Genomic DNA, 12612 nt, shown 5'->3' with positions numbered 1-12612 from the left:
AAGGGATATCACCAGAAGTTTTTAATAAAGACATTGGAATAGTGAACTATTATAAAAATAAATTTATTTTTTTGCCAGCACTATTTCCTCTTTCTTAAAGACAGATCAAAGTTAATTTTGCCTGTAATTAAGGATACAAATTAGACTGAGAAATTGCATAGATGGTATTTTTATCTCTTTTGAGGCACTAATATAGACAGTTGACGGACGCCGGCTACAAATTTGGCGTGTTGTCCAACAGTCAAAACATTGAACTGACTCGATATAAGTTCCAAACTTTTGTTCACTATTGCTAACTTTTTGTAGGTGGGAACACTCATTCCAGGGAAAAATGATAGTTCTGGCACATCCTCTTGACTTAAAAAGTCTGTAGGATGGAATAGCAAAGAAGGCTGGACGCGTGTAAGTTTACACAGCCACAGGGCTATTCGGAGGTAGAGTAACGCCACTTCCGAAGAAAATGTACTTAGATACATTATGTAACTGAAGTGAATTGGCACCTTGAAAATTGGCATGGTGGTAACGGGAATCTCAGTGAGTTTATCCTTACCCATGTGCCACTGATAAGGTTTCAGAGGCTGCAAACCGTCTTTGAAACCGCCAAATAAGGCTTCCCGTTTCTTGCGTTCTTCCTTGCTCAGTTTACAGGTCATCAAATAATACGCTCGTGCTATGGGCCCCAAAAATGTGGGAAAAGTCGAAGCATCATATTCATATCCCCGTCGTGCTAAGACTTTCAATACCGCAGGAGAAAAACTGTATCCAGGCCCCCGGAAGCCGATAGGATGTTGATGAGTGACGCGCTTGATATGTTCTTCGGCCAGCGCCACCTCTTGTTCAATTTCATCCTCTGAATACAGATGTAGCCAAGGATCATGGTAGAATGAGTGATTGCCAATTTCGTGACCAGCGTTAGCGATCGCTTGTAATGCCTTGGTGTTCTTTTCCAGCGCTGCATCCTGACCCACAATGAATACTGTGATTGTCAAATCCCATTGCTGGAGAATATCTAAGAAACGAGGTACTGCGATATCCAGGTAAGAGGGGAAAGTCTCCCAACCCGGAGCGCCCTGATTTTTTAGAAAAGACCAAATATTATCCAAATCTAAAGAAAGGCTGGCTATTGGTCTGTTTCCTGGTCGCTTGTTTTTCATTATTAGTTCAGCTATTTGGACAATTATTAAGCGTAAATTATAGTGTTAGGTTTGGGCTTGATCAGCCAAGTTTCATAGTTGGACTCAGGGCTGGTTTTAGCGGAAATCTCCAGCCAGAAGGTTTGCGGTTCATTCTTTTCAAAATAAAGAGTAACTTTCAGAGCAGCATTGCATAGGCGTAGCCCGTCCGTCAGAGAGATTGCCTAGATTGAACACTAACAACTGTCCCATATTTGTAAACAAATTCTGTTTGTCTAAAAGATATTTCGGCTCAATTAGATAATGGGTTTTCAATGCTCATTTTATCTCGACTTTATCAGCCCTTTGAACAACATTTTACGCTGATACTTAATTACTGGTCATCAATATATTATAACCAAGACACATTTAAACATATGTTATAAACAAGTCTTAGCCTTCGCACCACATAAGTAAGTGGGCAAGAATAAATCAAACTATGTTACTCAATATTAAATGAATTAAATTGGCTCTTAGTAAGCGGCTCCAGCCCGATTTTCAGGGCTGCCGCTTACTACAAACCTTTAATTATTCATGCCCACTTATTCATATAAATTATTAATGATTTTTATGCTCAATTTCTATGAACACTTCCAAGAAAAAGCGATTATACAAAAAATTTTCTCAACATCCTAGTACAGCAGGCGCGTAAATCCACCTACCATCTCAATTAACAAGGGGCTTAACCAATTCTTAAGCCCCTTGTTAAAGGTGGGCAAACTGACGCCACAGCGTACTAAATATTGATTTGCTGCTTGTGAGTCAAACACATTGCAATTCCCTTTTCATAGTAAGCTGCCTCATTAATAAAAATAGGCCAAACGGTAGATGTTCCCTGATAAACAATTGTTTTATCATCAAAAGTTATAAAAATTGGATCTCCTGGATTCAAGGCTTGATAATCCTTATCTTGAAGCTCTGGATGAATTATCCCAAAGATTGTACCATCCTGTTTTTTTGGATAGTCCACAACAGATAAGTGGTCATAGAGAATCAACGTTTCCTTTGTTGATGGAATTTCACCCTGGTTAAATTGTTCCAGATAGTCCAGAACCGCATGAACAACTTTCTCTGTTTGTTGGAATAATGTCGCTTTTAATACACCTTGGGCAATAGGGCCAACCTCGATCGCAAAGCCTAATTCGCACAGGGAATTTACAAATGGGTTTTCTGCAATTGATTTAAAAGAGCAGCGATAAACCTTCACCAAAGGACTGACATGGCTCAGATAAGCAGCCAATTTCAAGTTTAAGGGATGACTGTTTACCAAAATAATTGTCAGACCCATATTAGCTGTAGTGCTGTGCAAGTCTAAGATGAAATCTGCTTGTTTATCCCCATTTGATGCTAGGGTGTCCTGAATTGATTTAGCTTGCAATTCTTCGTAACTGTTCAAAGTCGGATCTTGTAAATCCTGTTTGAGAAAACAGCGATTTAAATCCTTCTCTACATATCGCCTCCCCGCCGCAAAAGCGTTAGGATTTGCTAATAGAGTAACTGTCTCAAAACTTGGTCTAGTAATTAAATGGGGAAACTGGGCAAATTTTTGGATCACGTAGGCCCCCGTAAACTCATTGCCATGAGTTCCACCGACAATTGCAACTCGATTAATCTGGTTCACGATTACACCAACTCCGGAATGCAGCCATCGAGATATCAGTTCTCAATGTACCTTATGAAGCATTCACTTTGCCGATGCGATCGCGACCATGTGGTTGATAAAGATAAGACATATCAGGCCCATCGGGAATGATCCCGCCGGGATTGAGTGGGAATAGGTTCCCGTAGTAGTCCCGCTTCACAGTTTCTACATCGCAGGTGTCAGCTACACCTGGAAGCTGATATAGGTCACGTAGATAACTTCCTAAATTCTGATAGTCTTGAATTCGCCGCCTATTGCACTTAAACAACCCGTAGTAGGCACTATCAAACCGAAATAACGTCGTGAATAAACGCACATCTGCGAGTGTGAGGTTGTCTCCACACAGATATCGACTAGTCTGCAATGCAATCTCAATCTCATCGAGAGTTGCGAACAGTTCATTACAGGCTTGATTGTATGCTTCTTGGCTCTGGGCAAAACCGCAGCGATATACACCGTTATTTACCGCGTGATAAATCTTCTCATTCCACCAGTCAATTTTATCTTTGAGTTCTTCTGGGTAGAGATCGAGTGTGGGATTGTTGGCGAACTCCTTAAACTGAGAGTTCAGCATCACGATAATCTCTGAACTCTCATTATTGACAATAGTTTTTGTTTGGTTATCCCATAAAATTGGAACTGTGACGCGTCCGCTGTAGCCAGGTTCTGCCAGCTGATAAAATTCAAGTAGTGTGCGGCAACCCTGTTCTTCTTGGTTGAATATCCAACCGCCTTCAATGGGAGAAGGAGAGACGATACACACTGATATTACCGCTTCGAGTTTTTTGAGCGATCGCACAACCAGGGTTCGGTGCGCCCAAGGACAGCCCAGCCCAACATAGAGTTTGTAGCGCCCCGCTGCTGGTCGGTACGGATTCCCTGACTCTGTGCCAATGAACTTCCGAAACTGGCTATTAGGACGAATATACGCTCCCGACTGATTGCTAGGAGCAAGCTTTGACATCATAATCTGCCACATAGTCGTCCAGATATACTTTCCCAGCCAGATGATTAGCTTGGGAGGGAGTGTCCTACCCTTCTTCTTTGGAAGATTTTTATCGTCATCTATTGGAGTTGAGTTGCTCATCGCGACGGTCTTGCTTTCAGAGCGATTGACGTTACCACTGTCTCTAGCGTTCACATTTCTACTAAGTAGGTTTCCATGCTTACAACCCACTTTGAATTTTACTACTTTACTTTACTACGCTTTGCCTGTATTTTGTATCATCCTCATTCGGAAAAATCTTTAAACTTTAAACAAATCTTCATTCAAATTGCATTTTTGCGTTTATGTAATCTTTGTAACATCACATTGTTGGTAACAAGTTAAAGCTATCAACCATTTGTTAATAAGTAATAGTGTTTAAAACCTAGTCAAAAATCGAAGTCACAAACACAATTCTTAAGCCCCGATGCCCAATGGCAAGCTGCTTTCAAAGTTATGAGCAAAGGAAACTGACCCTGAAACTTCTCTTTTCGTCTACGCATCATATTTACTACGCATCATATTTAAAAGCATCGTTCATCCTAAGCCAAAAAACTTAGTATAAGGCTTAATTAGATACTCGACAGCATGAATAATTAACAGCGTAATTACTATTGACAAAACGGATTTTATATTACCTTGTTATAAAAAACATCACATCTTAACATTAAGTAAGCCTAAAAAAGTATAAATATAAATTTAGGAAGAAGTTACTGAAAGCAAAAACAAAAACATAAAATTTACGTAGGAATGATTGTAAATCAAGTGACTCAATCTAATAACAGGACTAACTTTGAAGAGCAAACGGATTTAGGGACTTTTATAGCTCAGGCTACTACCACAGACAAATGGGAAGTATTGTCGTACAAAGCTCCAATTTTACCTATACATGCCGCTCTACTTCGTACTGGTAAAATATTGTTTTTCTGTGGCTCAGGTAATGATCCCGCTAAGTTAAATACTCCCGATGACAGTGTGGTTTGGGATGTTAGCAAGGGAACCTTTTCCCGTCAAGCGCCTCCATTGGATAGTAATAATCAACCTATTGACCTTTTTTGCGCTGGCCAGTCCTTCCGCTCTGATGGTCTATTAATGGTTGCGGGTGGAACTCTGCGCTATGATCCATTTTATGGTTCACCCTATGCTTTTATGTTTGATCCCATTACCGAGGAATGGGTGAAAAAGCCATCAATGAATAATGGGCGCTGGTATCCTACTGTGTTAACACTAGGCAGTGGTCGGATCTTTGCGTTGTCTGGATTAGATAAAGATGGCAACCTCAACAGACAACCAGAAATTTATTCTATTTCATTTGCAAATGGTTGGAACGCTTTTCCAATAACTGGTTACTTCCCGCCATACGCAAACCTGTTTCTACTAGATGGTGGAAAAATTTTTTATTCAGGTGCTCAGATGGGCGGCAACTATCAAGCAGTGCCAACTATACTAACCCTACCAGGGGCATTTACGCAATCCATTCTCGGAAAAGCGGTACCAGGGCTGCAAGACCCTACTTTCGGCGATCAAGGTACCAGTGTACTTTTACCACCTGCACAAGACCAAAAAGTCATGATTCTCGGTGGGGGTGATCCTGCTACTAATACAGCAACAAACAGAGTCAATATTGTAGATTTCAAAGCTAGTAACCCAACTTACGTAGCAGCAAAGTCTCTAAACTATGCCCGGAAGCATCTCAGCGCAGTTTTGTTACCCGATCGCACAGTGTTTGTTTGCAATGGTAGCAAAATTGGTGAGGACATAACACAATCAATGCTGCCAGCAGAAATCTACAATCCAGCTACAAATACCTGGAGAGTAGTAGCTAAACAAAATATCCCCCGCGTATATCACTCGGTGGCCTTACTCTTGCCAGATGGTAGGGTAGCCACAGCTGGGGGTAACCCTGGACGGACTGTCAATGAACTGCGATTAGAAATCTACAGTCCTGCATATATGTCGCGGTCACGACCAATCATTCAGAACACTTCCAAAATATTGAGCTACGGGCTGCAATTTACGATTCAAACACCCCAGGCTGCAAATATTAAATGGGTTAGTCTGATTAAACCAACGGCAAACACCCATTCCTGCGATACAGAACAACGGTTAGTGGATGTACCGATTAATTCTAGAAACGCTACTTCTCTCAATGTCACCGTAACAAACAATCGAGACATAGCGCCACCAAGCTGGTACATGCTTTTTATTACTGACAACAATGGAACACCATCAGTAGCAACCTGGGTGAAATTAGCTTAGCCTTACGCGTTTATGTTCAATATACCTCTTGCAAAAGTCAAAAAATTAAGAATGTCATTCTGTTCGTGCAGCGTTACCGCAGGGTACGGAACGTAGTGGAGAGAAGAATCTCACTAGACGTTTCGCTGCGCTCAACATGACAATTTAAGCATTTATGCAAGAGGTATATACATTGCACTTTATCCAATAAAAGTCATTATTTTTAGGAGTGGAAATATGAATCACAAGCTATCACGCCGAAAGTTTGGCCAGTTGGCAGTTGCTGGAACTGTAGTATCTGGACTTAGTTATCTAGGCAACAAAGCTTTAGCGCAAACACCAAGTTTTAAAATTATAGGTATAGGTTCTGGCTCGATCATCACCACTGACCAAACGGTTATTCCAGAGGTAAACACCACTGAATCAGACAGCACTACCTCAAACAGTGAACTCACAGATATTGAGCCTGTAGGAATAGGACTTGTTTTGCAATCCTTTGTTTCGCAATCCTTAAATACAGGAAAGGTTCAGGTTATAAGTCCACTAATCTCTCAGATACTTGCTGAGTACGGTACAGCTTTAGTAGATTCTAATCAGGCATTGAGTGTCTTCAATCCTTTAAGCAATGGCACACTTGCCGATCGCATTACAGCTTTAACAGATCCTAACAAGATATTGAATGACTTTACTTCTTCTAACGATGACACAGATGCCGATAGCATTACAGCTTTAATAGATCCTAACCAGATATTGAATGACCTTGACCTTACCCTTCCTAGCGTTGCTCCCGATGCCAATCGCGTTAAACCTTTAGTAGAGTCTAACGAGACATTGAGTGGCTTCACTTGTTTAAAAGATGGCACACTTGTCGTAGCCGTTACTCCTGTTACCACTAGTAGCAAAAAGGCGACATCTACTCGCATTACATTTTTGAGTACACCTGTAAAAACTTTGATAGTTTCAGGACTCAAACAGAATCAACAGCTTGGGAGCTTGCTAGGCACTAATGATGGGCGACTCATCGGTCTAGTAGGTAAGAAGAACGGTACACCGCCCATCAGATTGGTAGATATTAACATTCAAACAGGAGAGATCAGTTTTATTAGTAAGGTTAAATTCCTGAGCGATGAGCGGGTCAGCAACCTAGCTGAGTGCCCAGATGGAAAACTCTATACCTCTTTAGTTGCATCAAATGGTAACACAACTCTGGTGCAGCTAGATTCACAAAAAAATCCGATCAGACTGGCACAATTGAAACTTAATGGTCGAGCATGGAATAATGGCTTACAAAGCTTAGTTTGCTCTGCAACAGGTCAACTCCTCGCCTTTGGAGCTATGAGGTATGAGGCACCTAATGCTGTGTATAGCATAGATAAGAACACTGGAAACATGACTCGGGTACAAGACTTTGACGCTAGTCAGATTACGCTTGCTCGTGGGTAGAAGGAATTGAGCTGATATCTAGTAAAAAAATGCCTTGCCCTCATCTTGCCTTGAGGGCTTTTTATTAGCATTGATTCGTACACCTTATTATTAAGAATATTTTGAGTATTTTAATTGATTGACAAAAGGCGCTTTATTCTAAACTCTCATAGATGCATCTCCTTTATCTTCCCTACTCCCCACTGCCCTTTCCCTAAGAAACGCATCAAATGTAAACCTATCCGGTAGCGAAGTTTGTGCGCCTGGTTTTGTTGTCGCCAAAGCACCTGCTGCTGCACCCCAAACAACTGCCTGATGTAAAGAAAGTCCTGCAAAAAGTGCTGCCGTTAAGCCGCCATTAAAAGCATCGCCAGCAGCTACTGTGTCAACCGTATGAACTGGAAACGCCGGTACAAAAAACTTTTCCTCAGCAGTGGCACAAAAAACACCTTTAGCACCTAGTTTAACGATCGCACATTTCACACCCCGTTGTAATAAAACTCCAGCTGCTTTGGCTGCTTGTTCCTCTCCATCCACAGAAAAACCCACTAACTGCGCTGCTTCAACTTCATTCGGTGTGATAATGTCCACTAACGAGTAAAGTTCATCGGGGAAATCAGATTGTGCGGGTGCAGGGTCGAGAATTACAGTTATTTTGGTTTCTTTTGCGGCTTTAGCTGCTGCAATCACGGCAGGAATCGGAATTTCTAATTGTAAAAGCAGTGCTGTAGCTTCTGGTAATAAATGGGACAATCGTTCTACATCTTCTTGATTGACACACCCATTTGCACCAGGAATTACAATAATTTGATTTTCACCAGCATGATTTACGGCGATGATGGCGACTCCAGAACTAACAGTCTGATCCACGAAAATATTGTCAATCTGTACACCAGATGCTTGCAAATTGTTGACAAGTTCCACACCAAAACCGTCTGCACCTACACGCCCCACCATTTGCGTAGGAATTCCCAATCTTGCTAATGCTACGGCTTGATTAGCTCCTTTACCTCCCGAAACTTGAAAAAAGTCTTCTCCCAGCAACGTTTCTCCTGCGACTGGTAACCGGGGTGCTGTTGCTACCAAGTCTATATTTATGCTGCCGAAGATGATAATACTCATGATGCTTATTTTTGTTGATCTTAAAGTCATTCAGCCTAATAATACAGTCAGCGATCGCAACTGTTGTTTTGGCAATGGTAGAGGTCGAATATTTGCGATCCCATTTTTTGATTTTGACGCGAATATTATTTGGTATGAAACTAAAAAAATAATCTTGTTACTCAGTTAAATCTAAATCACTCTGAGCATTTAAATTTCTCTGAACCTGATTTGCAAGAAAACCGGGTTTCTTAACGCTTCTATATTACCCTGAACAAATTACTAACGCTGAACTTGCTGAATTAGGGCTTGTGTTTGTTCATAAGCTTGGGTATCGCCTTTTTTAAGAAATAATCTTGCAGCTGACTGAAGGTCTGTGACAGCACTCTTACTATCTCCTAAAGCATATTTTGCCAGTCCTCGATTGCCGTAGGCATCAGCTAGGCTGGGATTGATTTGTAATGCTTGGTTAAAGTCTGCAATTGCTTGTTGATGATTTCCCTGTCTAAAATGGGCTAGTCCTAAATTGTAATAACCATCTTGTGAGGTTGGATCAATTTTCACTGTCTGATTAAAGTCGGCAATGGCTTTCTGAAAATCTCCTAGTTCTACATAAGAAATTCCCCGACCATTATAAGCATCTGTATGGTTGGGATTTAAACGCAGCGCTAGGTTAAAGTCAGTGATTGCTGCACTAAAGTCTTCTAATTGAGATTTAGCCAAACCTCGAAGGCAAAAACCCTCATAAAATCGTGGATTCAGCCGCACTACAGAATCAAAATCTGCGTAGACGCGTAGCGGCTTGTCGTCAGACATCGCTCCTTTGAAGTTGCCTTGCTCAAGCTTTTGCACCCCTTGATTATAGTAATCTTGAAAGTTTGCCGCCTTCAAAAGTATTTGTGCTTCTTGTGCATAAACAGCAGGCATTACACTCAGTACACTGGTTATTCCCAAGAGGGCTATTGTTCGCTTGATATGGTTCATAGCTTTACCCTTTCATAACTTGTAGCACAACATTGGATTGCCAAGGAATATGTTCAATCTGTTCCTTTACTCTAACAATTGGGCATTGGAGATTGAGGAGCGTGAAAAACTTTTTATAAGCACAGACTTAGATATCTTAAGATTAATAAACAGGAATCGTTTTTTTTCATTTTAAATTTGTAGCTTACTAAAACGTGAGGTTATACTGCACTTGAGTAATTTATGACACGCCGTCAGTATTGTAATCCACCAATAGAAGAGGCGGTCTGTGAGTTTCGCTTTGCTCCTGGACAAGCATGGAATTTTACAGTGCCAGACTTGTTCTATGAAAAAGTAAGAAATTTATACACAGGTGAGCCACAGCAGCAAAACTTAATAGCAACGGAATTTAGATTTGGGCAGATGCCGTATTCACCAACTCACAAAACTCACACAAGAATTGCTGAACTAGGAGCCGACAATGAAACTTATAAATACGCCATAGAATGGTTGAAGCAACTACGCACGATTGTTGCTGTTAACAAAATGTGGTGGGGTGAACCACTGGTAAATCTGAGCTTTGACTCAGAAATAGTTTTTGAATGGTGGCACGGAACCAAAAAGTTAACTGTTTATATTCTGGGAAATACCGCAGAATACATCAAAGTTTGGGGGACTGACATTGACAATGAAATGGAAGACGGCACGTCTTCATCACCTGGTGAACTTACGGCTCTCTGGAAATGGCTAGTTTCATAGAGGTTTGCAGTGAGCGATGTGGTTACAGATGATGAGCTATTGTATCGGTGCATTTTCCGTGGATTAGACAAATATTACCGCATTGGAGAGTTTGGATTAGAACTTACCTCGCAAGCATTTACAGATAGAAATCAAGCTCCTTCTGTTGACAGAGCAAAGCTTTGTGGTTATGACCCGCAATGCACACAGAAAAACCAAGATGATGGTGTCGTGAGTCTAATTACTGGCGAAGTTCGGATGATAAATGTTTCTCAAAATGATCAAAAAGGAAAACCGCTTTTTGATTACAAGATTGATGTTTGCCCAAGGCCAACTGATGACAATCCATCTCACGCACAAATTGAGCCATCTCCTGATTACACGAACAGAAATGTTTTTAGGAAAGTCGCAGAAAAGCTGGCACGGCTTGCAACTGAGAGAATTAACAAACAGGATTGGGAGATTAAGCCAGAGGAATTACGAACTTAGGCGATAACGTATCACCTCGGCGTGCCTAAATACGGTAATTAAAAACTGTATCATTTTCAAAGAAGCATAATGCCTAAGAGGTTGTTTGAAAAGTGTCAGCTTGAGCCTTATACCAATTCTGTTTGAAGATGCGCCATATATGACGAACGTAGACGCGGAGCGGCTTGCCGCAGGCTACCGCAAAGGGCGCAAAGGACACAAAGAAAGAAACAAATAAGAGGTCAAGAAAATTTAGCGCAGCCTCACAAAGAAATGGTATTAAATGCAACTTAGAGAAGCGATCGCAAGTCCCATAACTCTCATTATCTCGTTCAACTTCTCGATAGCCAGAGTAGTCAAACATACGTTGGATGACTTTTCAAACATCCTCTTAGGATAAAAATATTGTGGACAATAGGTCATTTCTAATGAGTAGCATTTGAGTAGCGCGATTGCAATGCGTGACCAGCCCAATTCTAAAAGTGCGATCGCTAAAAATTCATCTTAACTGGGAAGTTGTAACAGTTATCCTAAAATACTTTGTAATAGCAACCAAACATTTAAACCTACGATAACAATAGCAACTAACCAGGCTAAAGATTTTAACCACAAGGGATTCACAAACTCACCCATCAAGCGGCGATTACTTGTAAATATCACCAATGGAATCACTGCAAATGGTAACTGTAAGCTGAGGATAACTTGACTGAGAACTATGAGCCTACTTGTACTCTTTTCACCAAAAAGAACGATTGTAATTAACGCTGGAATAATGGCAAGCAGACGGGTTATTAAACGGCGTAACCAAGAGGGAAAGCGAAATTGCAAAAAGCCTTCCATAACAATTTGTCCTGCTAGAGTTGCAGTCAGTGTTGAACTTTGCCCAGAAGCAAGTAAAGCGATGCCAAAAATAGCACTGGCAGCACTAACTCCTAATAATGGTGAAAGTAATTTATAAGCATCTTGAATTTCTGCCACATTCTGATTACCAGAAAAATGAAATGTTGCAGCAGACACAATTAAAATCGCTGAATTGATAAATAGTGCTAATGACAAAGCAAAAGTTGAATCAATTGTGCCAAACTTAATTGCTTCCCATCTTTTTTCAGTATTAGGTTGCCAATCACGGGTTTGCACAATTGAGGAGTGTAAATATAAGTTGTGAGGCATCACTGTTGCCCCTAAAATACCGATAGCAATGTAGAGCATTTCTGGATTCTGTAAAATCTCTCTTTTAGGCAGATATCCCAACAAAATCCCCCCCAGATCAGGGCGGGAAAACAGAATTTCTGCTGTAAAACAGATGCCTACTGTTGCTACCAACATTATTACCAGGGCTTCTGTATAGCGAAAGCCTTTATGTTGCATAAATAGCAATACTAGGACATCCAGCGCAGTGATGCACACACCCCATATTAAGGGAATACCGAATAAAAGTTGTAGTGCGATCGCACTTCCCAATAGTTCTGCTAAGTCACAAGCGGCGATCGCAATCTCACACAGTACCCACAAACAAAAGCTTACCCTTCGACTGAAATAGTCCCGACAAGCCTGTGCCAAATCTCGCCCCGTAGCAACTCCCAAACGTACGCATAGTGATTGAAGTAATATCGCCATCAAGCTTGACAGCAGGATCACTGTTAACAGAGTGTACCCAAACTTTGACCCCCCAGCGATGTCTGTTGCCCAATTTCCAGGGTCAATGTATCCGACTGAAACCAGATACCCTGGTCCTGCATAAGCAAACATCTTGCGCCAAAAGCCGCTGCTGTTAGGGACTCTAATACTGCGGTGAACCTCTGGTAAGCTAGGTTTGTTTTCTGGGGGAGTCATTTACTTTGCCGTTAAATATTCTCATATTCTTTTCATAATGATCATAAAAT

General features: G+C 41.1%; 11 protein-coding genes. 4 read left to right on the top strand and 7 right to left on the bottom strand.

Annotation, left to right across the window (positions count from 1 at the left end; all coding sequences use genetic code 11):
* Positions 1–170 precede the first annotated feature (170 nt).
* From V7K85_RS07765 to V7K85_RS07755, 3 genes are all read right to left on the bottom strand, one after another.
* Entirely contained in the window at positions 171–1154 is a 984-nt protein-coding gene (locus V7K85_RS07765; protein ID WP_334812421.1) for a polysaccharide deacetylase family protein, read from the bottom strand.
* Positions 1155–1908: 754 nt separating this feature from the next.
* Positions 1909–2793, bottom strand: coding sequence for an aspartoacylase (locus V7K85_RS07760; RefSeq protein WP_334812419.1), 885 nt, complete (start codon positions 2791–2793; stop codon positions 1909–1911).
* A 52-nt stretch (positions 2794–2845) separates the two neighbouring features.
* The gene (locus tag V7K85_RS07755; RefSeq protein ID WP_334812475.1) at positions 2846–3901 is read right to left on the bottom strand and encodes a glutathione S-transferase family protein; all 1056 of its coding nucleotides are present in this window, start codon (positions 3899–3901) and stop codon (positions 2846–2848) included.
* Positions 3902–4549: 648 nt separating this feature from the next.
* Between V7K85_RS07755 and V7K85_RS07750 the strand changes: the two genes are divergently transcribed.
* Both V7K85_RS07750 and V7K85_RS07745 read left to right on the top strand, forming a co-directional pair.
* Entirely contained in the window at positions 4550–6058 is a 1509-nt protein-coding gene (locus V7K85_RS07750; RefSeq protein ID WP_334812417.1) for a galactose oxidase-like domain-containing protein, read from the top strand.
* Between the two features lie 216 nt (positions 6059–6274).
* The gene (locus tag V7K85_RS07745; RefSeq protein ID WP_334812415.1) at positions 6275–7480 is read left to right on the top strand and encodes a hypothetical protein; all 1206 of its coding nucleotides are present in this window, start codon (positions 6275–6277) and stop codon (positions 7478–7480) included.
* 138 nt (positions 7481–7618) lie between these two features.
* Here V7K85_RS07745 and rbsK read toward each other — a convergent pair whose 3' ends face one another.
* Together rbsK and V7K85_RS07735 are read right to left on the bottom strand one after the other, a co-directional pair.
* Positions 7619–8581 (bottom strand): ribokinase, encoded by a 963-nt coding sequence (gene rbsK, locus V7K85_RS07740; RefSeq protein WP_334812413.1) that lies wholly within the window; start codon positions 8579–8581, stop codon positions 7619–7621.
* 261 nt (positions 8582–8842) lie between these two features.
* Positions 8843–9544, bottom strand: a complete 702-nt coding sequence (locus tag V7K85_RS07735; RefSeq protein WP_334812411.1) for a tetratricopeptide repeat protein — start codon at positions 9542–9544, stop codon at positions 8843–8845.
* A 222-nt stretch (positions 9545–9766) separates the two neighbouring features.
* On the opposite strand from V7K85_RS07735, the gene V7K85_RS07730 reads away from it, so the two are divergent.
* Complete coding sequence (locus tag V7K85_RS07730; RefSeq protein WP_334812409.1) at positions 9767–10282, top strand: hypothetical protein; 516 nt, start codon at positions 9767–9769, stop codon at positions 10280–10282.
* Between the two features lie 9 nt (positions 10283–10291).
* On the top strand, positions 10292–10750 hold the full coding sequence (locus V7K85_RS07725; protein ID WP_334812407.1) for a hypothetical protein: 459 nt from the start codon (positions 10292–10294) through the stop codon (positions 10748–10750).
* Between the two features lie 73 nt (positions 10751–10823).
* Here the strand turns inward: V7K85_RS07725 and V7K85_RS07720 are convergent, their stop codons facing one another.
* Both V7K85_RS07720 and V7K85_RS07715 read right to left on the bottom strand, forming a co-directional pair.
* Positions 10824–11093, bottom strand: coding sequence for a hypothetical protein (locus V7K85_RS07720; RefSeq protein WP_334812405.1), 270 nt, complete (start codon positions 11091–11093; stop codon positions 10824–10826).
* 161 nt (positions 11094–11254) lie between these two features.
* Entirely contained in the window at positions 11255–12562 is a 1308-nt protein-coding gene (locus tag V7K85_RS07715; protein WP_334812403.1) for an Nramp family divalent metal transporter, read from the bottom strand.
* Positions 12563–12612: the final 50 nt, after the last annotated feature.

It is taken from the genome of Nostoc sp. (assembly GCF_036917615.1).
In the GTDB taxonomy this organism is placed as follows: Bacteria; Cyanobacteriota; Cyanobacteriia; order Cyanobacteriales; family Nostocaceae; genus Nostoc.
This window is presented reverse-complemented; position numbering and strand designations above follow the sequence as displayed.